General features: G+C 64.3%; 15 protein-coding genes. All 15 read left to right on the top strand.

All coding sequences use genetic code 11. The annotated features are described in order from the left end of the window. Positions 1-308 precede the first annotated feature (308 nt). Positions 309-3,431: an Rne/Rng family ribonuclease gene (locus HFGMBDPB_RS04035; RefSeq protein ID WP_154833685.1), complete on the top strand. Its 3,123-nt coding sequence runs from the start codon at positions 309-311 to the stop codon at positions 3,429-3,431. A 107-nt stretch (positions 3,432-3,538) separates the two neighbouring features. Continuing rightward, the gene (yaaA, locus tag HFGMBDPB_RS04030) at positions 3,539-4,324 is read left to right on the top strand and encodes a peroxide stress protein YaaA (RefSeq protein WP_016447806.1); all 786 of its coding nucleotides are present in this window, start codon (positions 3,539-3,541) and stop codon (positions 4,322-4,324) included. A gap of 78 nt (positions 4,325-4,402) precedes the next feature. Beyond that, positions 4,403-5,287 (top strand): 2OG-Fe(II) oxygenase, encoded by an 885-nt coding sequence (locus HFGMBDPB_RS04025; RefSeq protein ID WP_212644966.1) that lies wholly within the window; start codon positions 4,403-4,405, stop codon positions 5,285-5,287. 155 nt (positions 5,288-5,442) lie between these two features. Continuing rightward, positions 5,443-6,291 carry an NADPH-dependent 7-cyano-7-deazaguanine reductase QueF gene (queF, locus tag HFGMBDPB_RS04020; RefSeq protein WP_203400496.1) on the top strand — a complete coding sequence of 283 codons (849 nt, stop codon included), beginning with the start codon at positions 5,443-5,445 and terminating at the stop codon, positions 6,289-6,291. A gap of 722 nt (positions 6,292-7,013) precedes the next feature. Then, positions 7,014-7,271 carry a hypothetical protein gene (locus tag HFGMBDPB_RS04015; protein WP_047469956.1) on the top strand — a complete coding sequence of 86 codons (258 nt, stop codon included), beginning with the start codon at positions 7,014-7,016 and terminating at the stop codon, positions 7,269-7,271. After that, positions 7,268-12,724, top strand: a complete 5,457-nt coding sequence (locus HFGMBDPB_RS04010) for an RCC1 domain-containing protein (RefSeq protein WP_212644965.1) — start codon at positions 7,268-7,270, stop codon at positions 12,722-12,724. The genes HFGMBDPB_RS04015 and HFGMBDPB_RS04010 overlap by 4 nt, the downstream gene beginning before the upstream one ends. Before the next feature lie 30 nt (positions 12,725-12,754). Beyond that, the gene (locus tag HFGMBDPB_RS04005) at positions 12,755-12,949 is read left to right on the top strand and encodes an SH3 domain-containing protein (protein ID WP_249343341.1); all 195 of its coding nucleotides are present in this window, start codon (positions 12,755-12,757) and stop codon (positions 12,947-12,949) included. After that, complete coding sequence (locus tag HFGMBDPB_RS04000; protein ID WP_212644964.1) at positions 12,946-14,703, top strand: TadA family conjugal transfer-associated ATPase; 1,758 nt, start codon at positions 12,946-12,948, stop codon at positions 14,701-14,703. The genes HFGMBDPB_RS04005 and HFGMBDPB_RS04000 overlap by 4 nt, the downstream gene beginning before the upstream one ends. Next, a complete protein-coding gene (locus tag HFGMBDPB_RS03995; protein ID WP_016451158.1) occupies positions 14,700-15,569 on the top strand; it encodes a type II secretion system F family protein in 870 nt (289 codons plus the stop codon). Before HFGMBDPB_RS04000 ends, HFGMBDPB_RS03995 begins: the two co-directional genes overlap by 4 nt. A 10-nt stretch (positions 15,570-15,579) precedes the next feature. After that, positions 15,580-16,512 (top strand): type II secretion system F family protein, encoded by a 933-nt coding sequence (locus HFGMBDPB_RS03990; protein WP_017407675.1) that lies wholly within the window; start codon positions 15,580-15,582, stop codon positions 16,510-16,512. A gap of 5 nt (positions 16,513-16,517) precedes the next feature. Further along, positions 16,518-16,898, top strand: coding sequence for a DUF192 domain-containing protein (locus HFGMBDPB_RS03985; protein ID WP_223275333.1), 381 nt, complete (start codon positions 16,518-16,520; stop codon positions 16,896-16,898). Between the two features lie 109 nt (positions 16,899-17,007). Further along, complete coding sequence (locus HFGMBDPB_RS03980) at positions 17,008-18,219, top strand: hypothetical protein (RefSeq protein ID WP_249343340.1); 1,212 nt, start codon at positions 17,008-17,010, stop codon at positions 18,217-18,219. A 59-nt stretch (positions 18,220-18,278) separates the two neighbouring features. After that, a complete protein-coding gene (locus HFGMBDPB_RS03975; RefSeq protein WP_151019794.1) occupies positions 18,279-19,211 on the top strand; it encodes a TadE/TadG family type IV pilus assembly protein in 933 nt (310 codons plus the stop codon). Then, positions 19,208-24,502, top strand: coding sequence for an RHS repeat-associated core domain-containing protein (locus tag HFGMBDPB_RS03970; protein ID WP_283248010.1), 5,295 nt, complete (start codon positions 19,208-19,210; stop codon positions 24,500-24,502). Before HFGMBDPB_RS03975 ends, HFGMBDPB_RS03970 begins: the two co-directional genes overlap by 4 nt. Then, entirely contained in the window at positions 24,460-25,005 is a 546-nt protein-coding gene (locus tag HFGMBDPB_RS29620) for a hypothetical protein (RefSeq protein WP_249343339.1), read from the top strand. Before HFGMBDPB_RS03970 ends, HFGMBDPB_RS29620 begins: the two co-directional genes overlap by 43 nt. The last annotated feature ends 415 nt before the right edge of the window (positions 25,006-25,420 follow it).

Genomic DNA, 25,420 nt, shown 5'->3' with positions numbered 1-25,420 from the left:
AACGCCTGCGCCCAGGATCATTGCCGCCCCCAAGCCTCCCGCCTGCCCTGCACGTGCAGCAGCTTCGCTTGAAGCTGGACGGCGTGCCTCTCTCATCGCTCTCGTCCCCCTGCCCTTGCCCCCATTGCTGACTTGAGCCAGGTCTCAAGAAGCAAGGCATTCGGCGATTCCTTTCGTTTCAATGCGTCAGTCCGGCATCTCGGCTCCCTCGCGAGCCTGTCTTTGATTACAAGTCAAAGGCGTGACGGTCTGGCAGCAGAGGCTGCACCCCGGCGCGCCCCAGAGAAAACGAATAAAGGAAACGCATCATGAAACGGATGCTCATCAACGCCACGCAGTCGGAAGAGCGGCGCCTTGCCATCGTCGATGGACAAAAGCTCCTCGACTACGAGATCGAGATCGAAGGACGCGAGCAGCGCAAGGGCAACATCTACAAGGCCGTGGTCACGCGCGTGGAGCCCAGCCTTGAGGCCTGCTTCGTCGACTACGGCGAAGACCGCCACGGCTTTCTGCCCTTCAAGGAAATCTCCAAGCAGTATTTCGCCGAAGGCGTCTCGCCCAGCCAGGCCCGCATCAACGAAGTCATCCGTGAAGGCCAGGAACTGATCGTCCAGGTCGAGAAGGAAGAGCGCGGCAACAAGGGCGCGGCCCTGACCACCTTCATCTCGCTGGCCGGCCGCTATGTGGTGCTGATGCCCAACAACCCGCGCGGCGGTGGCGTCTCGCGCCGCATCGAGGGCGAGGACCGTGCCGAACTCAAGGAGGCGATGGACCAGCTCGAGTACCCCAAGGGCATGTCCATCATTGCGCGCACCGCCGGCATCGGCCGCACCGCGCCCGAGCTGCAGTGGGACCTGAACTACCTGCTCAAGCTGTGGAACGCCATCGACGGCGCAGCCAAGTCGGCCAAGGGCGCCTTCCTGATCTACCAGGAATCGAGCCTGGTGATCCGCGCCATCCGCGACTACTTCAACGGCGACATCGGCGACATCCTCATCGACACCGACGACATCTACGAGCAGGCGCAGCAGTTCATGCAGCACGTCATGCCCGAGCATGCCGCCCGCGTCAAACGCTACCGTGACGATGCCCCCCTGTTCAGCCGTTTCCAGATCGAGCACCAGATCGAATCGGCCTACGCGCGCACCGTGACCCTGCCCTCGGGCGGCGCCATCGTCATCGATCACACCGAGGCTCTGGTCTCCATCGACGTGAACTCGGCCCGCGCCATCAAGGGCGGCGACATCGAGGAAACCGCCACCCGCACCAATCTGGAAGCCGCCGACGAAGTCGCGCGCCAGATGCGCCTGCGCGACCTGGGCGGCCTGATCGTCATCGACTTCATCGACATGGAGGAGAGCAAGAACCGCCGCGAAGTCGAGAATCGCCTGCGCGACGCGCTGCGCCAGGACCGTGCGCGCGTGCAGTTCGGCACCATCAGCAAGTTTGGCCTCATGGAAATGAGCCGCCAGCGCCTCAAGCCCGCCCTGTCCGAAGGCGCGCACATCAACTGCCCGCGCTGCGGCGGCTCCGGCCATATCCGCGATACGGAAAGCTCTGCGCTGCAGATCCTGCGCATCATCCAGGAAGAGTCCATGAAGGACAACACGGCCGCCGTGCACTGCCAGGTGCCCGTGGAAGTGGCCAGCTTCCTGCTCAACGAAAAGCGCGGCGAGATCACCAAGATCGAACTCAAGCAGCGCGTCAACGTGATCATGGTCCCCAACAAGTCCATGGACACGCCGCACTACAAGCTCGAGCGCCTCAAGCACGACGATGCGCGCCTGGAAAGCATGGAAGCCAGCTACAAGCTGGCCGAAGAGCTGGACACCGAAACCACGGTGACACGCCGCTCGCAGGAGCCCACCAACAAGCAGACACCCATGATCAAGGGTGTGCTGCCGGACATGCCGGCTCCCATTGCCGAGCCCCGTCCCGAAGGCAGCCGCAACCGCCCGGCCAACGGCCAGCAGCGCGACGCCAAGCCTGCAGCCACGGCGGCAGCGCCCGCACCGGCCGCCGCCCCCGTCGTGGTCCGCGAACAAGGCTTCTTTGCCTGGCTCAAGAGCCTGTTCGGCTTTGGCGCGGCACCTGCGCCGGTCGCAGCGCCCGTGCCGGCTGCCGAAGCCCCCGCACGCGAAGGTCGCCGTGACGGCCGCAACGACAGCCGTGGCCGCCGCAACGAACGCAATGGCGAGCGTGGTGGTGAGCGCACCGAGCGCAGCGGTGAGCGCGCCGGCGCCCCCAACGCCGAGCGCCAGGCTGGCGGTGGCGATCGCAACCGCCGCAATGCCGAGCGTGGCGAGCGCACGGAACGCGGTGAACGTGGTGAGCGCCCGGATCGTGGCGAGCGCGGTGAACGCACCGACCGCGGCGAACGCCGCGGCCGTGGCGAGCGCAGCCGCGACGGCGAAAACCGCCAGCCGCTGGAGGCCGTGAACGCCTCCGCAGCCCTGGCGGCAGATGGCAGCACCCTCGAGCAGCGTCCCGAGCGCGCGCCGCGTGGCGACCGCCAGGAACGCGGCGAAGGCCGCCGCGAGCGCGGTGAACGAGGCGAGCGTGGAGATCGCGCCGAACGCGGTGAACGCAGCGAGCGCCAGCCCCGTCAGTTCGAAGTCGCGCCCGAGTCCGAAGAAAAGCTGGACAACCAGGCCCAGCAGCAGGACCAGTCCCTGGACAACGCTGCTCCCGCCTCCGGCGAAGAGCAGCCGCGCCAGCGTCGTTCGCGCGACCGCTACGGCCGTGACCGCCGCGAGCGTGGCGATCGCGGTGACCGTGCAGAGCGCGCGCCGCGTGAAGCCGAAGGCGAAGCCGTGCAGTCCTTCGAGGCCTCCGTGCCCGAGCAGGATCAGCAGCCAGCCCGTCGCAGCTACTTCAACGCCGCCAACTCTGCTGCCGAAGTCCAGGCCCCCGAAGCCGTGGCCGAAGCCCCAGTGGCCGCACAGCCTGCGGCAGTTGTGGAAGTGCAGCAACCCGTCGCGGTGCCCGAGCAGCAGAGCGCGGCCTTCGCGCCGGTCGCACCGGCCCCCGTGGCGGCCCCTGCCGTGACGGCAGACGTGCCAGCACCTGCTGCACCTGCTGCACCTGCCGCTTCTGCTGCTTCTGCCGCAGCCGAGCCCGCTGCAGCCAAGGCCGCTGAGGCAACCGCAGAACGCGGCCTGCCCAAGGTCCAGGCCTACCAGTTGCCCGTGTCCGAGCTGCAGGCGCTGGCCGCCGCCTCGGGCCTGCAATGGGTGGGCTCCGATGCCGACAAGGTGGCCGCTGCGCAGGCAGCCATCGCGGCCGAACCGCAGCCCGAGCGCGTCGTGCGCGAGCGCCCGCCCATGGTCGTGCTGGATGACGGTCCTCTGATCCTCGTGGAAACACGCAAGGACCTGAGCGACCTGCAGCTGCCATTCGAGCAGCAACCGCAGGGCGTGGCCCATGTCTGACCACAGACAGTGACGACACAGGGGCCCTCGCGGCCCCTGTTTGTTTCTGCCGCCACCCCCGTCCATCTGTCTTTCCTCCCTCTCTATCCTGGAGCTTGCGTCCCGCCATGCTGTTGCTGCTCTCCCCCGCCAAATCGCTGGACTACGACACACCGCTGCCGCCGAAGCTGCCACACACGCTTCCCGTCTTCTCCGAACAGCCGCTGGAGCTGATCGAAGTGCTGCGCCGCCAATCGCCGCAGCAACTGTCGGAACTCATGGGCATCAGCGACAAGCTGGCTGCGCTCAACGTGGCGCGCTACGAGGCCTTCAGCCCTCGCTTCACGGCCACCAATGCCCGCCAGGCGCTGCTGGCCTTCAACGGTGATGTCTATGAAGGCCTGCAGGCGCGCAGCCTGGACGCCGAAGACCTGGACTGGGCGCAGCAGCACATCGCCATCCTCAGCGGCCTGTACGGCGTGCTGCGTCCGCTGGACCGCATGCAGCCCTACCGCCTGGAAATGGGCACCCGGCTGGAGACCGCGCATGGCAGCAACCTCTACCAGTTCTGGGGCAGCCGCATTGCCGAGTACCTGAACCAGCGCGCGGCCCGGCAGCCGGCGGGCGAGCGCGTCGTCGTCAACCTGGCTTCGCAGGAATACTTCAAATCGGTAGACTTGAAGCACCTCAAGCCCCCGGTGGTGGAATGCGCGTTCGAGGATTACAAGAACGGCGCCTACAAGATCATCAGCTTCCATGCCAAACGCGCGCGCGGGCTGATGGCACGATTTGCCATACAGCAACGCGCTCGCAGCGCGGCTGAACTCGAAGCCTTCGATCTGGAAGGCTACGCACTGGCGCCAGCTTCCTCGACGCCTGCGCGCCTGGTGTTCCGCCGCAAGACCGCTGACTGAGCCTCGCCGGCCACCGGCCGGCCCCGGCCTCGATGCCTTTGGAGTCCATTCACTGCGGCAAGGGCCGCACTGCACGCCATGAGCCTCAAATCCTCACCAGATTCCCCGAGCACCGCGCAGGACCTGCTGGCGGGTCTCACGCCTGAACTCATGCAATGGGTGCGTGAACAGCGCGCATCGGGCATAGGGCCTGCGGCCCTGCTGCGCTCCATGCGCGACGTGGGCTGGAGCGAAGAACTGGCCCGGCGGGCGTTGGACCTGCCCCACCAAGGCGAAGCGGCGCCACCGGCCGTCGTCGTCTCGGCCTCCTCGCTGCCCGAGCCGGACCTCTCCCAGGACCCCACCAGCATCGATGTCGGCGACCGCAAGGTCCAGGTACTGGTCAGCATGCGCAACCCGCGCATCGTGGTCTTCGGCAACCTGCTCTCGCATGAGGAGTGCGACGCCATCATCGCCGCCGCGCGTCCGCGCATGGCGCGCTCGCTCACCGTGGCCACGCAAAGCGGCGGTGAAGAGATCAATGACGACCGCACCAGCAACGGCATGTTCTTCCAGCGCGGGGAAACCGGCATCGTCCGCCAGCTGGAAGAACGCATCGCCCGCCTGCTGCGCTGGCCGCTGGACCACGGCGAAGGCCTGCAGGTGCTGCACTACGGCCCGGGCGCCGAGTACAAGCCCCACCACGACTACTTCGCGCCCGGCGAACCCGGCACGCCCACCATCCTCAAGCGCGGCGGCCAGCGCGTGGGCACGCTGGTCATCTACCTGAACGAGCCCGAGCGAGGCGGCGCAACCATCTTCCCAGAAGTGCCGCTGCAAGTGGTGCCGCGCCGGGGCAACGCCGTCTTCTTCAGCTACGAACGCCCCGACCCCTCCACGCGCACCCTGCACGGCGGCGCGCCCGTGCTGGCCGGCGAAAAATGGATCGCCACCAAATGGCTGCGCGAACGCGAATTCCACTGAGCACCATCGAACCCGGGCGCACCAACCCTTATTGACCTTATATGGCCGCCCATGCCTGCGGGCATGGAAATTCAGTTAGCTTCAAAGCCTGGGTCCACGCGCTCCGCGCGGACCGTCCAGGCCTGACCAGCGCCGGCACGGCCGGCCCTTTTTCCATGAACACTCCCGAACAATCCCAGCTGGGCAAAAGCTCTGCCTACGTCGACCAGTACGCCCCCTCGCTGCTGTTCCCCCTGCCCCGCGCGCCCAAGCGCGAGGAAATCGGCATTCAGGGCAGCCAGATGCCCTTCTTCGGCGCCGACCTGTGGACGGCGTTCGAACTGTCCTGGCTCAACCTGCGCGGCAAGCCGCAGGTGGCGCTCGTGCATTTCACGATCCCCTGCGAGACCCCCAATCTCATCGAAAGCAAGTCGTTCAAGCTCTACCTCAACAGCTTCAACAACACCCGCCTGTCCGACGCGGCCGAAGTCCAGGCACGCCTTCGCACCGACCTGGCCGAAGCACTATGGCGAGGCAGCGAGCAAAAGGGCAGCATCGGCGTGAAGATCATCGGCCTGGACCGCTTCGACCAGGAAATGGTTCAGGAACTGGACGGCCTGCTGCTGGACCGCCTGGACGTGGAATGCACGCAGTACCAGCCCGCCCCAGAGCTGCTGCACGCCAACCACGAGGAAGCGCCCGTCACCGAGACCCTCGTCAGCCACCTGCTCAAGAGCAACTGCCTGGTCACAGGCCAACCCGACTGGGGCAGCGTGCAGATCCGCTACAGCGGCGCGCAGATCGACCAGGAAGGCCTGCTGCAATACCTGGTGAGCTTCCGCAACCACAACGAATTCCATGAGCAATGCGTGGAACGCATCTTCATGGACATCTGGACCCGCTGCCGCCCCATCAAGCTCTCGGTGTACGCACGCTACACGCGCCGTGGCGGCCTGGACATCAACCCATTCCGCACCAGCCATCCTGGCGCGCTGCCGGCCAACGTGCGCTCTGCACGGCAGTAAAAGACGCGGCCGGCCATCCTCAGGCCGGCCGTCATTTCAAGCTTTTCACCGGCATGCCGACGCCGCAGCGGCATGCCCGCACTCCTGCCCATCGAGCCCCGCGCCCAGGCTCCTGTCGGCGGCCCGCACCTGAATTCTGAAAAACAGGAATCGTCCTGCATCGATTCAGATTGACTTTTCAGATCACCCTATTTGAGCCTATTTCGCCTCGATTTATCTGCCACGGATGGATCGTCGAAAACACGGAATTCACTAAATAGCTTGCTATTGAAATGGCAGCAAAAATCTCCGTCGATGCATTCAGAAACATCGTCAGGAGTTGTCTTAGAGACAAGCGAAAAAAAAGTTCATAGGCTTGGCGGCACAAGAAATAACTTCAGGCAGCAATGAATCGCCGCCTGAAAGTCAGGCATAGGCAGGTGCCTTTTTCCTGCCAATGCCCCACGCAGAACTGTCCTGGCGCGCAGCGCCAAAGCGGCAGTCCACCGCCAACCTTGAGGGAGAGACCATCCATGCATCGCTTTCATTCAGCGTCTTGACGCAGTGCGCTGACGCCCAGGTCAAGGCGCTGCGCCTGGGCACGGCTTATTCCCTGCGCATGCGCAATTCGGAAGAACCGCCAACCAACGCCCTGGTGCCCGCTTCGGCCTGAATTGCGTTTTCCCTTTTCCACGTTTTCTGCGATTGGCGCGGCTTCCCGCTATGGCCTCGTGTATGCACTCATGTGCAACGCCACCGTACAGCATGCGGGCCAGTGCATCCAGCCAATGGCCGAAATGGCGCCGCCGCTGGTCCAGGCAACCGTCTCAGCCGTAGAGATCAACAAACAGACCATGCAGCAGGCCCAGAACCTGCTGGATGCGCCCATGTACTTGCAAAACGCGATCTTGCAGGCACGCCGGTGCCTGGGCCAATCCCGGCAGTTGACGGTGGTGGCTGACCGCGAATGGTCACGAGTTTCAAGAAAGGTACTTCCATGAATGCTGCCCACGCCACCCCCCGCCCGGCCTGGAGCCCCGCCTTGTCCGGGACAGTGGCTGCGCTGGCGGTCAGCGCGCCCGGCTCGGCCCTGGCGCAGGTCTTGCCACCCCAGGTCATCGTCACCTTTGGCCCCGCCCCGGTGGCCGTGCCTCTGGGGCCGTCGCACCTGTTTTTAGCCTTGGGCGTGATGCTGCTGGCACTGGTTCTGGCCCGCATGGGCAAGCTGCGCGGTTCAGGCGCCTTGCCGTGCATGGCCGCCTTGGCGGTGGCTGCCGGGTTGTTGGGCATGGATACGGTGCGCGCGCAGCTTCCGCAGCAAACGCTCGATCTGCGCCGCAGCCCCGCAATGCTGCAGATACAGCCAGGTCAGAATAACAGCGTGCTGGTACGCAACAAAACAGGCCATCCCGTGGTGCTGAGAAGCATTGGCCTGGGCGATGACAGTGCCAACGAATACAGCATCACCACGACCATCTGCAAGCCAGGCCTGCGGCTGCAGAACGAGGCGAGTTGCGCCGTGGAGGTGACACACACCACTAGTGGTGGTGGCGGCGGTGGCACCGGAGGAGGCGGCGGCGGTGGTGGCAGCGGTGGCTTTATCGATAACCCGCAAGGTCCTGACGATTTTGCCGACCGCGCCCAAGCGCTGGCCGACGGAGACTCGCGCCTGCCCCCCAGCACGCCCGAGCAACTCGAACAATCCTTCAAGACCGACAAAACCCCCGGCAGCGCCGCGCGCAGTCAGCGCCTGCGGCGAAATCACAGCCTGGTACTGGCGGCCGTCGATCCCGAACCCCGCTGGCACAAAACGCAGATCAGCACCAGTTTTATCGTGGCCGAGCCGGGCGGCAGCTATGCGGTCGAGCTTGCCAGAATCGACCCGGCAGGCCAAAGCCTGGGCCCGTTGCGCAAGGCCGATCAGGCGCGGCTGCGCTTTGAGCTGCGTGTGCAACAAAGCAGCGGCACGGTTGACTACGTGCCCGCGCATACCCACAAAGACTACCTGCGCTGGGACGACGCCAACCCCGGCCGCTTGCGTATCGGCGTGCCAGCCGGCATGCAAAAGGGGCGCCTGCTCATCGGCATTCGTCCCGACCTGGGCGACAAGGGGCAAAACGCCATTGCCGAGCGCTGGAGCGTGCCGTTGGTGGTTGAGGTATGGCCCAGGCGTGCGGGCGTACGGCCGATCGAGGTGGGCCGCATCCTCTACCCGGCCCGTTTCAGCGAAGGCATACAGCCCAGTCCAGGCAGCGCCTTCAGCATGCCCGAGATTGCCGAGCACCTGCGCCAAGCCTATGCCGCGCTGCCGGGCGCAGTCCTGCTCAAGCCGCTGGTAGTGGCGGGCGCCGGCCTGGCCGAAGGCCAGCTGGTGGATGCACGCATTCCGCACCCCGAAGGAGGCAGCTACCCCTACGGCGGCAGGGTGCTGCGCGTGGTGGAGGGCAGTGGCGGACAGCAACTGGCCATTCTGGACTTTGACCTGGCCGCCACCTATGAACTGCTGCCGGGGGACCCGCTGGTGAGGGAAGGGGTCATGCCCGAGTTTGTCACCTACCGCCAGGGGCCGTCGCAGCAGGCCCCAGGGGACATGAGCGAACCCGAACTGGAATACTTTGGCCCCGAGGAGCGCAGCGGCATCAAGGCCCGAGAGGCCTGGCAGGACGGCAATGTACTGGCGCAAGCCAAGATCAGCGTGGCCCCCAGCTGCAATGCCAGCGGCAGCATGAGCCTGACGTTCACCCCCATATTGCAGATTTCGCCGCAGGTTGACGTGGGCATCGAATACACCGTCGCGGCCAACGGTACCAAGGTGGAATGCTCGGCCAAGATCGATGGCGCAACAGATATTGTCTCCTCGCTATCCACGGGGCTGCCACTGGCGCGTCTGGCGTCGCTGGTGGGGATTAAGCTCGAAGCCGGCCCCTATGGCGAGGCCAAGATCGGGCTGACGCCCAAGTCCGACACCGGGGTGGCGGTGTTTTTCAGCCAAACGGGCCAAGTGAGCTATCGCGGCGGCATGGCATCGCCCCAAGTGCAGATGAGCGGCGGTGACGCCGCCAGCGGCAAGGGACTGGACGGCGCGCCCTGGGGGCTGGACGTAGGTCTGGGCAGCGGTGTGGGCGTGGGCGTGGCGCTCAAACTTGAGCCTTTCTCCCTCTTTGGCGGCACCTTTCAGGTGGTGAGCCTGGAGGCCAAGGCCGAACTGGGCATGGGCACGGCGGTGGACAACCGCAATGCGGCGGCGGTCAAGCAGTGGAGCGATGCGTCGAATGCATCGTTCAGCCTCAAGCCCGAGGTCAGCGTGCTGGCATCATCAGGTTTTGTGGATTTTTTGAGCTTCCTGGGGCTGAAGGCCGAGGTGGGCGCAGGCGTTTCCCTCAAGCTCATCGATAGCAAAGTAGAGGCTAACTATGCCATCCAGGAGGTAAAGGATGCAGGCGACGGCACAGGCTCGGTGTCATTCAAAGAACTGACGCTGCCGTCGGTGCTGAAATCCATTTTTGCCGGCAGCACTGCGGGCTATGCCAGCCTGCAGAACAGCTCGGTATACAACGACCCCACCGGCAACATCACCTACGAACTGGACGAATGCGATACCCGGGGCGGCACCATCAGCACGCCGCTGGTGGCCTGCAAGGGCGGCCTGTTTTGCGGCAAGGCCGAAAGGAATGCTGATTTCTGCAAGGCCACCTGGGTGTCGCCGGTGATGGCATCGGCCTATGTGGGCGATACGGCCAGCGCCACGGGCACAGCTGGCACCCAGGGACCGGCAAGCGTCAATGCAAGCCTGGCCGGCTCGCCGCTGCGGCCGGCGCCAGCCGTGCTCACGCTGCCCGGTGGCGGCCGCCAAAGCTTTAGCGCCAGCGCGGCATGCACCGCGCGCGGCGTAACCCAAGGCAAGATACAGCTATCGGTAGGCGGCAAGGTGGCGGATGAGCAGCCGAACACCTTGGTATGCAACTGCGAGCCGGGCAGCAAGGACTGCGACCGCACCTGGGCCTCGCCCCATTTGGTGACGGCCGACGGCCTTGCCTACGACTATGTGGCCAGCGGCGACTACATCCTGGCGCGCGTGCACGATGCCGATGAAGAGCCAGTGCATGGGTTTGAAGTACAGTCCCGTTTTTTGCCTGGCTACGACGTTTCATGGCCGCAGGCGGCAGCCATGCAGGTGGGCAATGATGTGGTGGAAGTGCGGGCAGTTCCGTTCGCTCCAGCGGGAATGGAGTGGGCCGGATATGTCAACACGCTGGAGCTGCATGTCAATGGGCAGCTGTTGGCAAGCCTGAGCGACGACGGCTTTTGGAACGGATTGCGCCGCACACGGGTGCAAAACCTGCCGTCTGGCGGACTGGTCTATTTTGATGATTTTGCCGGACGTGGCGGCGGTGCCTATTGGGTGCCCCGCGCCGTCACGGTGCTGTGGCCGCAGAATGGCCCGTTTGCGGAATATGCGGTCAAGCTATCGACGCCGTATTTTGAACAAGGCACAGCCAAGGCAGACAGCTTTTCGCTGATGGAGGTTCAGATCATCCGGCCGGCGGCGGCGCAGGGCGCGGCCCGGGGCATGCTGGGCAACAACGACGGCAGCCCCGGCAACGACCTTATCCGCCGCAATGGCGAGGTGCTGGCGCATGGCAGCACCTTGAGCTGGACGGCGCTGTATGCGCTGTTTGGCGGCGACTGGCTGGTCAAGCCGCAGGAGTGCTTGTTTGGCAGCGGCTGCATGGCCCAGCCAAGCTTCCCAGAGAAGGCCGTGGTGTTGAGCGACAAGCAACGCACATCGGGCGAAATTGCTTGCGCGGGCTTGAAGGGCTACTACCGCGAAGCCTGCATCCACGATGTGGGCCTGTCCGGCTCCATCGAACTGATCAAGCATTACTACGCCAATACCGCAGATCTGAACGCCATGGCCGACAAGCTGGTGACCCCCGGTGTGGATCTACCGATGTATGTGCTGTCGTCCATGGGCGCAAGAGCCAGCCTCCCGGATTACCCCGGCAGAGGCTTTCGGCAGGCGTACCAGGTGGCGCACCAAAGGGGCAAGGGCCAGTTCATGCTGACGATTCGACCGCCACGCGACGCTTCGGCTTTCTTTAGCGCAGGCAGTGCCGGTGCCTTGAAGCAAAGCTTGGCGGCAATAGACGGTCTGGAGGTTTCGGTGGATGTGCAGTGCGAAACGCCCGACCCTGCCTGGGCGAAATTGGGCAATGCCTGGGCGCGCCATGGTGCCGTACAACTGTGGGCCGTGGACCCACTGTCGGGGTTTGCATCGCGCTTGCTGGGCGAAAAGTCGCTTTTCTGTGGTGACGCAGGCCAGGGCAGCAGGCTGGTAGCGGGGGAAACGCATTCTTTGATCCTGAATGGTGAAGGTGTGCTATGGGTCTGGGGTGGGAACAACCTCGGTCAGTTGGGCGATGGCACGAGCACTGAGCGAAACCGGCCCGTGCAGATGGACATCGCACCGCTGGACGGCAGCAAGGTCGTGGCGCTTGCTACACGCAGCAACCACACTCTGGCGCTCGATAACCGAAGCCGTCTATGGGCCTGGGGTAGGAACTACGCCGGTCAGTTGGGCGATGGCACGAGCATCGATCGAAACCGACCGGTGCAGGTGGACCTTGCACCGCTAGATGGCAACGAGGTCGTGGCAGTTGCTGCAGGCGACAACTTCACTCTAGCGCTCGATGAGCAAGGCCGTCTATGGGCTTGGGGCTGGAACTCCGGTGGTCAATTGGGCGATGGCACGACCATAGATCGAAACCGGCCCGTGCAGGTGGGCCTTGCACCACTGGACGGCAGCAAGGTCGTGGTGCTTGCAGCAGGCGCCGACCATATTGTGGCGAACGATGAGCAAGGCCGTCTATGGGTCTGGGGTCTGAACTCCTACGGCCAACTGGGCGATGGCACGAACGCCTATCGAAACCGGCCCGTGCAGGTGGACCTTGCGCCGCTGGATGGCAGCAAAGTCGTGGAAGTTGCTGCAGGCGGCTCCCACACCCTAGCGCGCGATGAGCAAGGCCGTCTATGGGCCTGGGGTGAGAACTCCTACGGTCAGTTGGGCGATGGCACGACCATAGATCGAAACCGGCCCGTGCAGGTGGACCTTGCACCGCTGGACGGCAGCAAGGTCGTGGCGCTTGCAGCAGGCACCTTCCACACTTTGGCGCTCGATGAGCGAGGTCGTCTATGGGCCTGGGGTTATAACCACGACGGTACGTTGGGGGATGGCACGACCGTAGCTCGAAACCGGCCCGTGCAGGTGGACCTTGCACCGTTGGATGGCAGCAAGGTCGTTGCGTTTGCAGCAGGCAGCTACCACACTTTGGCGCTCGATGAGCAAGGTCGCCTATGGGCCTGGGGTCTGAACTACTCCGGTCAGTTGGGCGATGGCAAGACCGGACGTCGAAACCGACCTGTACAGGTCGATCTTGCGCAGCTGAAGCCGTAGCAGCTCACCCTGGACTCAGAGCAATCGCCTTTGTCTCCCCTCAGGCGCGTGTCCCCCGACATCAACGCCCCAGTCCTCCAAAGCCTGCCTGCAGGCAGCCTGCTGCAAGTGCTGCCCCAGGCCCCGCAGGCCCAGTTCTCGGCCGTGCGCATTGATGACCGGCTGGGCTGGGCCGAGACCCAGTGGCTTTCACCCCTGACCTCCGCAACCGGCAGCCCCCAATGATCGACCTTGAAATCATCCACCCCGACGGCCGGCGCCAGCCGTTGAGCGTGCCCGATATGTGCTCCATCGGCAAAGGCTCCCAGTGCGAAGTCCGCCTGGACAACTGGCGCCTTGCCAAGGAGCATGCACGCCTTTTCACCAGCCCCTCGGGCGTGCTGATCGACGACGCAGGCAGCTTCGGCGGCGTGCTGGTCAACGGTCAGCGCATCACCGCCCAATACGGCCCGCTGCAAAACGGCGACCTCATCGGCATTGGCCCGTTCCAGTTGCGCATCCTGAACAGCGGTGAAGAGCCGCAAGCCGCGGCTTTTCCTGTACCGGCCGCAGCGCATGCCGCCACCACAGCGCCCATGCAGAGCACACAGGACACGCCGCTGGCAGCGCCTGCCGACGCGCCCGAGCCTGCGGCAGCCGAGCCCGGGGACGCCCACTTGCAGGCGCTGCAATTCGAATGGCGCAAGCGCCTGCACACCAAGCTCATCGACACCATGGACCTGCGCCGCCATGACGTCTCCAGCATGTCCGACGAACACCTGCGCGCCGAGGCGGACCGGCTCATCGCCAGAACGCTGCAGGACATGGACGACGAGATACCGGCCCAGCTGGACCGCAACGCGCTGCGCAGGCAGGTTCTGGACGAGGCCGTGGGACTGGGGCCGCTGGAGGAATTGCTGGCCGACGAAACGGTCAGCGAAATCATGGTCAACCGCTTCGACGAAATCTATGTCGAGCGCGCGGGGCGCCTGCAAAAGCATGCCCTGAGCTTCACCAGCGATCGCGCCGTCATGGGCGTGATCGAGCGCATCGTGGCACCGCTGGGCCGGCGCATCGACGAATCCTCGCCCATGGTCGATGCACGGCTCAAGGACGGCTCGCGCGTCAACGCCATCATCGCGCCGCTGGCGCTCAAGGGCTCCACGCTGACCATCCGCAAGTTCGCCAGGCGCAAGCTCAATGCCGCCGACCTTGTGCAGTTCGGCGCGCTCAGCCCGGCCATGGCCGACTTTCTGCGCATCTGCGTGGAGGCCCGCAAGAACATCATCGTCTCGGGCGGCACGGGGTCTGGCAAGACCACGCTGCTCAACATCCTGTCCAACTTCATCCCGTCCGGCGAACGCGTGATCACCGTCGAGGACGCCGCCGAACTCAAGCTGGCCCACGAGCACCTGATCAGCCTGGAGTCGCGCCCCGCGAATGTCGAAGGCAAGGGCGGCGTGCCCATCCGAGAACTGGTGCGCAACACCCTGCGCATGCGCCCGGACCGCATCGTGGTCGGCGAATGCCGCGGCGCCGAGGCGCTGGACATGCTCCAGGCCATGAACACGGGCCATGAGGGATCTCTGACCACGCTGCACGCCAACACCCCGCGAGACGGGCTCGCCCGGCTGGAGACCATGGTGCTGATGGCCGGCATGGAACTGCCCTTGGCGGCCATACGCGAGCAGATCGCCAGCGCCGTGGACATCATCGTGCAGCAGACCCGCTTTGCCTGCGGCACACGCCTGGTCACCCACATCTGCGAAGTCAGCGGCATGGAAAGCGGAAAGATCCAGCTGCAGGAGCTGTTCCGCTTTGCCAACAAAGGCTACGCCGCCCAGGCCAACGGCCTGGCCAAGGTGCAGGGCCTGTTCACCGGCTGCGATGTCGTTCCCCACTTCTACGACGAACTGCGCGCCAGCGGCCATGCGCTGGACCTGGATATCTTCCGTCCGGGCTCCGAGAGCGCGGACCTGCATGCCGGAGAGCGGCCATGAGCGGGCTCTCGCCAGACACCGTCCTGGCCCTGATCACGGCCGTGGTCGCCCTCTGCGTCGGTCTGCTGACATGGCTGGCCTTGGACCTGGGAGGCTCCACGCTCAGGCGCTACCGGGCCGGCTTCACGGAGCGCGCCGGCTTTCAGGCCGCGGAATTCTTCCTCTTCATCGACCCGCGCAAACTCTTCCTGGCCAACCTGGCAGTCATGTCGCTGGGCGGCGTCCTGGTGTGGCTGGTCAGCGGCAGCCATCTGCTGGCTGTGCCCGCCTTCTTCGCGCTGGGGCTGCTGCCCCGGCTGCTGTACCGGCACATGCGCAAGCGCCGGCTGCGCAAGTTTGAAGAGCAGTTGCCCGATGCGCTGATGATGCTCAGCGGCGGCCTGCGCGCCGGCATTGGCCTGAGCAGCGCCATCGCCCAGCTTGTGGCCGAGTCCCGCCCGCCGCTGAGCCAGGAGTTCTCGCTGATGCTGCGCGAGCAGCGCCTGGGCGTATCCCTGGAACAGGCACTCAATCACCTGAGCCTGCGCGTGCCCACCCAAAGCACCGTGCTCATCACCTCGGCCATGCGCATCGCCAGCGAAACCGGAGGCGGCCTGGCCGAGACCATGGAACGCACGGCCTCCACGGTGCGCAGCCGGCTGCAAATGGAAGCCAAGATCGGCTCCCTCACCGCCCAGGGAAAACTGCAGGCCTGGGTCGTTGGCGCCCTGCCCCTCGTCCTCATGCTCATCCTCGACCGGATGGAGCCTGAAGCCATGTCCATGCTCTGGCACTCCCGCGTGGGCTGGGGGGCGCTGGCCGTGATCGCCTGCTTCGAGGCCATGGGCATCTATGTCATCCGAAAGATCGTCGCCATCGACGTCTGAAGGCCGCGCCATGGACTCCAACACCGTGATACTCGCCCTGATCGCTGTGGCAGCCGGACTCAGTGCTGCCCTGGTGGCCTGGCTCCTGGGCCACTCGATGAGCAGCGTTCCCGCCGAGGACCGCAGCTACAAGGATCCGCCGCCACTGGCACTGCGCATGGTCTGGTGGCCCATCCAGTGGACCAGCCACCACCTGTCGCCCCGGCTCGGAACGGGCAGAACCGCGCAAGCCGTGCAACTGCGGCTGCGACAGGCGGGACTGGACTACGCGCTCAGTCCTGCGCAGTTCATCGCCAGCCGCATCGTCGGCGCCGGGGTGGCCGCGCTGGCGGCCTGGTGGCTGGTCTCCAGCTTCGACGGCCTGCCCCGGGGCGCCGATGGCGGTGTACGCCACATCGCCCTGCCCATCTATCTGCAGGCCATGGCCGCAGGCGCACTGCTGGGCTGGGCCTACCCCGCCATCTGGCTCAGGGATCGCATCGCCGTGCGCCGGCGCGAACTGCTGCGCATGCTGCCCTTCTTCCTGGACATCATCACGCTGTGCGTGGAAGCCGGCCTGAACATGCAGGGCGCCATGACCCAGGCCGTGGCCAAAGGCCCCCAGGGACTGGTGCGCGACGAATTCCAGCGCGTGCTGCGCGATATACGCGCCGGCAAGGCGCGTGCCGAAGCACTGCGCGGCATGGCCGAGCGCCTGAACGAACCGAGCGTCGCCAACTTCACCTCCGCCGTGATCCAGGCAGAGAGCATGGGCATGAACCTCGGCCCCGTGCTGCGGGCACAGGCCGATCAGCGCCGCTCCGAACGCTTCATGCGCGCGGAAAAACTCGCGATGGAAGCGCCCGTGAAGATGCTGTTTCCGCTGATCGCCTTCATCTTTCCCTGCACCTTCATCGTCTTGCTGTTCCCCATAGCGATGAAGCTGCTGAACTCGGGACTGTGATGCAGATGCCGCCCTCCCCCTTCCTGGTGCGCCAGGCCTGCGGCTTCTGGCAGCGCCTTGCCGGCCTCATGGGCCAGGCCCAACCCGCCGCCCGCTGCGCATTGCTCATCGCGCGCTGCACCAGCGTGCACACCTGCTTCATGCGGCAGGCCATCGACATCGTCTACCTCGATCGGCAGGGCCGCATCACCGGCCTGCGTCCAGGCGTTGCGCCCTGGCGCCTCAGCCGGGGCGAACGCGGCAGCAGGCATGTGCTGGAGATGCGTGCAGGTGCCATCGCCTGCCAGGGCCTGGTGTCGGGCATGCAGTTGCAGCCCTGGCCCATCGAAGGTGCCGGGGCTGCGCTGAACGTCTGCGCCTTCACCCCTGACGGGTCCAACTCCTAATGCAACGCCGCGGAGGTGCCCACACAACGCATTGCCCAGAACACACCAAAGTGAATTGCCAGCCGGCCCTGCCGGCCTTCCTCCACTACGCATTGAAAAACCGACGGACATGCACCATCCATCCATCACCTCTCCCACAGACCACGGTGCCACGCACATGCGGCTGACACACCCTTCATCCTGGCTACTGGCCTGCGCCGCTGGTCTGGCCCTGACCGCCTGCGGTGGCGGCTCCGGCAACGAAGGCGGCGCGGGAGACCCAGGCCCCGGAGGCACCGCCAGTTCCGGCGTCTTCATCGCCCCCTCAGGCCCGCTGTGCACCAAACTCAGCAGCACGGGCAGCTGTCTGCAACCCACCTCATCGGCCATTGAGGAGTCTGACCTGATCAAACTCATCACCGATCCCGATGCACAAACGTCGTTGATCGATTTCAGCGGCATGGGTGTGATCCACAACACCACACTCACCTATAGCCAGCAGCCGGGCCAGGCCATCGAAAGCAGTTTCATCTACAGCTCCTACGGCATGGCAAGGCGCGACTTCCAGGTAGGGCGCAACACCTTCATCGTGCAGGGCAGGCAGTACCCGCAAGTCACGCACTACCCGGAGGCAGGCCAGAGCCACTACAAGAACATCAGCGGCGATGCAGGCGTCATCTTCCTCGTAGGACCACCGGACCAGCACGAGGAAGGCATCTGGGGCACCACCTTCTCGGAAGGCCAGAACCTCAGCATGGTCGGCCGCATGCCCAACATGCGCAGCGAAAACACCAACTGGATTTCCGCCATCAGACTGCTCACCGACCAGAGCCAGGCGCCGAGCGAGCCGACCGTGACCTATATCGGCAGTGTCAGCACGCTGGCCGGCACGGCACAACGGCTGGACCCGTACACCACCGACATACTGGACACCGGCGTCAACTACGAGGCGGAATTCAATACGGCCACGGGCAAGCTCACTGGCGTAAAGATCGACTACACAGACCCCAAAAGCCAGAGGCGCACAGTGATGGAAGTGCCAGAGCTGACGTTTGTGAACTCGCAGTTGATCCCTGACTCGCGCAGCCAACGCATCAACGTCGTGCTGGAAGGCCCTGCGAGCGACGTCCGCGCAGATGCTCCACGGCCCGACACACCCCTCACCCGGCAGGACTACACCCTCGATGGCCTCGAAGGCGAAATCACCGGCAAGCAGGCCGAGATCATCCACATCCTCGGCGCCGGCCCCCAGGGCACCATGCAATTGATGCTGATGCGCAAGGACAAGGCCGGACCGGACGTGCCCATCCACATCCCCCTGCCACACCCAAACAGGCCCTGAAGCATGGCCAGCGGGTGGATACAAGCCCGTCCGCCGGCCGCAAACCTGCAGGCATCCTCATGCGCCAGAGCACCTCATTCCGCAGGCCGCGCCAGCGCGGCAGCGCCATGGTCGAGTTCACCGTGGTCGGCCCCATCATCACCCTGCTGGGGCTGGCCCTGCTGCAGTACGGCCTGGTTTTCTTCAACAAGAACCAGATCAATCACGCCAGCTTCATGGCCGCCCGCGCGGGCACCATGGCCCATGCGCGCATGGACGATATCCGTGACGCCTATCTGCGCGCCATGGTTCCGCTGTATGGCGGTGGCAGCAACAGCACCGAACTGGCGGATGCCAAGGCCAAGGCCAAGGCCGACCTTAAAGACCACCTGCGCATCGACCTCATCAACCCCACGCGCGAGAGCTTCGAGGACTGGAGCGAGCCCCACCTGAAAGAGAAATATGGCGTGCCCGCCATCCCCAACGCCGGCCTGGCGCACCGGGACAAAAAAGACATTGGCAGCAAGTCGGGCCAGAGCGTGCAGGACGCCAACCTGCTCAAGATCCGCGTCACCCACGGCTACGAACTCAAGATCCCGCTGGTGCGCGGCATCTACCAGCACTACCTGCGCTGGCTGGACGACGGCAGCGACCCCTTCCACACCGAACTCATCCAGCACGGTCGACTGCCCATCGTCGCGCAGGCCACCTTGCACATGCAAAGCGACGCCATGCAAAGCGATGCCACGGTATCCATCCCCGACACAGGCAACAAGGGCAATCCGCAGGACCCAGGCCAGCCCGATACATCGGAACCCGGTGAACCGCCCGATTGCGAAACCGTGGGCTGCACCACGGTCGGGCCGCCGGGGCCGGGCGATGAGGGCGATGAAGACGACGGCGGCGATGGCACCGGAGATGGAGGAGATGGAAATGGAGATGGAGGCAATGGAGATGGAAACGACAACGACTGTAAAGGGGCTGACTGCCCCAACTGCACGGGAGACGCATGATGTTGAATAGACCCCATCTCACCCCCCTGCTGGGCAGCGCCCTGCTGTGCATCGCCTCACTGCTGGCCCAGGCCTCCCCCGCAGCCGCCGCCCCCAACCTGGGCGGCGGCTCCAGCAAATGCGACCCCACCGTGCAAAGCTGCGCCCCCGGCACGGGCGGCGGCATCGACCTTGGCGGTGGCGGTGGCGGCTCGGGCGGCGGCACCTGCGCCCCCACGCCCGGCGGCAGCCCCTGCGGCGGCGCCGGCCCCGCCACCCAGGGCAACTCCAGCAGTACCAACCAGGGCGCAGGCAACCCCATCCACCTCATCAACGGCAACAAATACCAGCGCGAAGTGGACATGCCCGCCTTGCCAGGCGTGCTCGGCCTGGAAGTCGTGCGCCACTACAACAGCAGCTACAGCCGGACCTACGTGCCGCCAGGCCTGCTCGGCCGCGGCTGGCTGCTCAGCTACGAGGCCCGCCTGTACGACCACCCCACCAATCTGCAGATCGTGCAGGCCGACGGCACCCGCATCATCTTCAGCAAGCTGCGCGAGCACCCCAGCCTGTGCGCCAGCGAGCAGCCGGGCAACGGCATCGTGCGCATCGAAGGCCCGGATACAAAGGGCACCAAGGAAACCAAGCCCGGCCAGGAACGGCACTACACCTGGCAATGGATGGACGGGCGCGAGCTGCGCTTCAACCACCGGGGGCGCCTGACCCGCATCAGCCTGCCCTCGGGCGAACAGGTCCGCCTGGACTACAACGCCAAGGGCAACCGCCTGCTCAAGGTCACCGACCCGCAGGGGCGCAGCCTGCGCCTGCACTACGCCCAATCTTCGGGCGAGGACAGCTTCACCGGCGTGCAGGCCATCGACACCCCGCTGGGGCGCATCGGCTACCGCCACGGCAGCGCACCGTTGCCCGGCAGCACCCAGCCCCAGGCCAAGCTGAACGCCAGCCTCGTGCAGGTCAGCCTCCCGTCGGCAGATGGCCAAGCCCCGGTCCAGCGCCACTACCACTATGAGGAGCCGCGCCACCCCACCTTGCTCACCGGCATCAGCGTCCAGGGCCAAGGCAGCGACGGCAAGCCCATGGACGAGCGCATCGCCAGCTACGCCTACGGCGACACCGGCCGCGCCATCTTGAGCGTGCGCGGCCCGCCGGACAGCCAGCAGGAAAAAGTCACCCTGGACCTCAGCCAGCCCTGGAAGAACACCCTCACCAACAGCCTNGGGCAAACAACCACCTACCACTACGACACCATCGGCGGGCAATGGCGATTGCTTGAAGTGCGCGGCCCGGGCTGCGCCAGCTGCGGCCCCGGCGACATGCGCTACCGGTACGACGCGCAAGGGCGCCTGACCGAAGCCACGCGGCTCGATCCCGCAGGCCGCCCGCTGGAAGGCACGCGCACCGAGCTGGACCCCTTCGGCCGCCCGCTGGCCGTGTACCGCATTCCCTACACACAAGGCCAAGCCCGGGCCCCGCAGCTGCAGGTGCGCTACGGCTACGGCAAGGACCCCTGGAAGCAATACGCGCCCGAACTCATTGCCCGGCCCAGCGTCGTGCCCGGGCGCGAACACCAGATCCGCATCCGCTACAACAGCAGCCGCCAGCCGCTGCAGATCACCGAGACGGGCTTCAGCCCATTGGATGCCCAGGGCCAGCCCGCAGGCAATGCGGACGGCGCCACGCCCATCGAACGCAGCACGCGCTACCGCTACACCGAGATCAACGGCCGCAGCGTGCTGGTGGACATCGACGGGCCGCTGCCCACCTCGCTGGCAGGCTATGACGACGGAAGCCCGGCGCAGAACGATCTCACGCGGCTGCGCTGGGACCGCAGCGGCAGCCACGTCACGCGCGTGCTGCAGCCCGATGGCACCGCCGTGGCGCTGGAGCATGACCAGGCCGGGCGCATCATCCAGATGCACAGCCGGGATCCCTCGGCCAAGGAGGACGAAACGGGCTGGCGCACCGAACTGCGCCACGACGCCCAGGCCCGACTGGTGGCCATGCGCAGCCTGGCCCCCGACGCCAGCGTGCTGCAAGAGCAAAGCTGGCGCTACGACGCGCTGGGCCACCTCACGGAAACCGGCACCGGCGGCTGGCCCGGCAACGGGGACAAGACGGGCAATGCCGCCTATGCGGCCCAGACCCGCCAGCACCATGACGCCCTGGGCCGCCTGCTGTGGAGCGCCGATGTCCGAGGCAGCTTCACACAGCACCGCTACGACACGGAAAGCCGCCTGCTGCAGTCCGGTCGCTACGGTGGCCGCGCCGATGACGGCAGCCGCCTCATGGCCCAGGTGCAGACCTACCAGCCCGGCGCGCCAGAGCAGCCGCCATCCGCCGCAGACAAGGCCGGCACTGAAACTGCACCGCAGGCACGCCAGTTCTACGACGACTTCGGCCGCAGCGTCGCCACCCTCAGCCCCGACAGCGGCCTGAGCATTCGCGGCTACGACGCCACCGACCGGTTGGTCTCGGGCCGCGACGCCCTGGGCCAGCAGGCGCGCTACGAATACGACCTGCGCGGCCGCATCCTGCGCCAAACCATCACGCAACTGCCGCAAGATGGCGCGCGGCCACGCACCACCACCACCCGCTGGCGCTACCAGGGCCCCAGGCTGGTGGCGCTGGAGCATCCCGAGCAAAGCGAGGCCTACGAATACAACGACAGGGGCCTGCGCGTGCGCAAGCGCATCACCCGCCATGAAGAAAGCGGTGCAAACGGTGAAAGCGGGGAGAGCAGCCAGCACCACACCCTCCACTACGAATACGACAGCCACGGCAGACTCTCCGCCGCCAGCCTTCCCGACGGCAGCTGGCTGCACTACCTGCGCGACGGCCATGGCCAGATCACCGGCCTGCAGCGGCAGCGCGTGCGCACTCCCTGGCTGCGCTGGCTCAGCCCGGCGCAAACCATTGCCACCGGATTCGAGCGCGACCTGGTGGGACTGCGCAGCTGGCAGGCAGGCAACGGCATCGAGGCCCGCTATCAGCGCAGCCGCGAAGGTCTGCTGGCGCGCATCGTCTACCGCCAGACCGGCAAGAACAACACACGCACTGCCTCTGGCACATCCCATGACTGGATGCTGGGTGCCCGGCCCACCGACATTGCAGAGCAACTGCTAGGCCTGACCCCGGCCCATGCGGCCGAGCCCATGCAAGCCAAGGCACAGGCCACTGCAGCAACTGCCGCGCAAACGACAGCCGAACCGGCGCCCGACCAGCCCGGAGCCCTGGGCCAGCCCACCGACCCCCAAGCCCTGCTGGACATGCGCTACCTGTGGGACAGCCAAGGCAACCTGCTGCTGCGCCAGGACCACTACAGCCAAGCCCCGCAGACTTTGCACCAGGACAGCCATGCCTACGACATGCACGACCGCCTGATCGTCCAGGTCCAGCGCACTGGCCAGGAACTGCGCTCCAGCCGCTACCACTATGACGAGGCCGGCAGGCGCACCCTGGACCAGCAGAACGTGTCCTCCGGCAATCTGAAGGCGGGCACGCGGGCCATCGCCTACCTGCCAGGCAGCCACCGCTGGAGTGCCGAGCGTGCAGCGGACCAGAAAGACACAACCATCCAGCGCACCCAGTACAACGCCAACGGCCAGCCCCTGCAGGCAGGCCCGCACAGCTACCGCTGGGACGCATTGGGACGGCTGGAACAGGTCAGCGAACAGGGCGCCCCGCTGGCCCGCTACCGCTACAACCACCGGGGCGAGCGCATTGCCAAACACACCGGCAAGGCCCAAGGAGACAGCCGGGCGTACCTCTACGAATCTGGCCAACTCAGCGCCGAACTCGATGCCCAGGGCCGCATCACGCGCCAGTACATCCACCTGGGCCAGTGGCCCCTGGCCGTCATCGACACGCCCCAAGGCCGCAAGCCTGCGGATGGCGCCGGCACGCTGGGGCGCATCGTGCAGGACCTGGGCACCATCGCGGGCTGCTGGGTGGGCGGCGGCGAACGCCTGGCCTGGCTGCACACCAACCACCTGGGCGCCGTGGAAGCGGCCACCGACACGCAGGGCCAGTTGATCTGGCGCGCCCGCTACACGGCGTTTGGCCGGCAGCAGGTGCTGTCCAAGGCATCGGAGCCCGGCTTTGAAATGCCGCTGCGCCTGCCGGGCCAGTACCACGATGCTGAAACCGGGCTGCACTACAACCTGCACCGCTACTACGACCCGGACCGGGGCCAATACCTCACACCCGACCCGCTGGGCACGCCGGATGGGCCCAATCCCTACAGCTATGTGCGGGGCAATCCGCTGCGGTATGTGGATCCGGAGGGGTTAATTCTGTTTGCGTTTGATGGAACAGGTAATTCCAATCCACCACCCGGAAATGACACGTTATCCAATGTCTACAAGTTTTTTCTAGCGTATGACGAGACAGCGAATGGACCGCGCCTGCATATCAATGGTGTGGGCCGTGATGACTTGGATAAAGGTATCCGCACACGAATGGGAGACTATTCCAGGGGTGTCACAGCCCGCGAACGTGTGGACTACATGCTGGGACAGCTGGATAAGTACATGGAGTCTCATCAGTTTGCGGACGGAAAGAGAGTAAGTATAGATATTGTAGGTTTCAGCCGTGGTGCCGCCATGGCCAGGGACTTTGCAAACCGGGTGATCACTCGCACCAAGGAGCGTCGATGGAAGGAAAAATCCGACTGTGTGGAAATGCGTTTCCTGGGGCTGTGGGATACCGTAGCACAGTTTGGTGCCCTTGGAGCCAGCAATGACGAATGGCAACTCGCTATTCCTGCTGAAATTCAACATGTATTCCAGGCCGTGGCGCTGAATGAGCATCGCTCAATATTCCCTGGTGAAGCTATTGATCGAGGCATCCAGTTAGGCTTTATTGGAAGCCATTCCGATATTGGCGGCAGCTTTGGGACGGGCGACTTGTCCAATGTGGCGCTGAACTGGATTACAGAGAAGGCAAAGGAGAGTGGTTTAGCAATGAGAAGCTGGGAGGAGGCTGGTGACAAAAAATGGGGCACAGTAACCGAGCCCGTTCTTCACGACAAAAGCACTACACCTCCCGGCGGAATTCCAGAAGACAGCCTTTTTTGTTTAAAAAAGAACAATGAAAAGAAAGGTGATTGTATCTATCGACGTGTTGCAGAGATAGAAGGACTGACGCACGCCGAGAGCCAAAAATTCATCAAATATAGAGACAGGCCGGGATTTGATAGAGATGGTGTATCAGCTATTACTGGAGATATAGATATAAGGGAATATGCAAAATGGCTACAAGAAAATTATGGACTAACCGTCGCACTGCGATAGTTTATTTTTCCTCATCATTTTTATTACCATTAGCCAGTTGCGCAAATAGAAAGCAAGGCATTGGCTTGTCATTGTCTTTTTACAACAAAGGAATAAGCTCATTATTAGCAAAGCGTTTTGATTTTGACGGACGACGAGGACCATTTCCTGGTCCACTTGGCCCAGGAGGAGGAGGATCACATATGAGTTTTATGCCAGGAGATACACAAGGAGGAATACCAAGATCTGTAGAAATAGAGTGGTTTATTTATAGCAATGAATTTCTCGATTGGTCAAAAAACACTCCGCAAGAAATAAAGTACTCGAGCAAAAGCGATGAAATTTATGAGAAACTCTGGGCCACCAACCCCCATTACGTACAGCGTGTGGACCTGACTCCCATACTGACTCCAGAGCTTATTTCAAAAGTCCGAGCAGACCGCCCAAATACCCAATTGAAGATGATTGTCATATTTCGAGATGACAAAGTGGAAATCACCGCTGAACCTTATAAGTGGCGCTAGACAGAAGCAATTACTCAGAACATTCAATAAGGGGCATATGCAGGAAAATAAACTCCAGCCCATCCATGATGATATGGATGCAAACCCCGTAAGCCTGTGTTCTTTCATGTTGTACTTTATGCCGATGCATGAACAATCCAGAACACATTCCACAACATGTCGTACGCCAGACAATCATTCATCAAACCATTCGGAATATTTCATGAAAATATTCCGATTATTGATCATATATTTTGCGACCAGCATCACTCAAGCGTACGCAAAGTTAAATTTATCCACTACAAATACAAAGCCAGCACATCCTCCGTATGTACAATTAATCTCACGAAATGGCACCTCGCATCTAGTCAAGTCAATATTAAGAACACACTCATCTGAAAACACCCCAACTCTATATACCCAGGAGATGAGATGT

The organism is Delftia sp. PE138, assembly GCF_018320755.1.
Lineage (GTDB): Bacteria > Pseudomonadota > Gammaproteobacteria > Burkholderiales > Burkholderiaceae_C > Comamonas > Comamonas tsuruhatensis.
The sequence above is the reverse complement of the archived record's forward strand: the minus strand, read 5'-3'. Positions and strand labels throughout refer to the sequence as shown.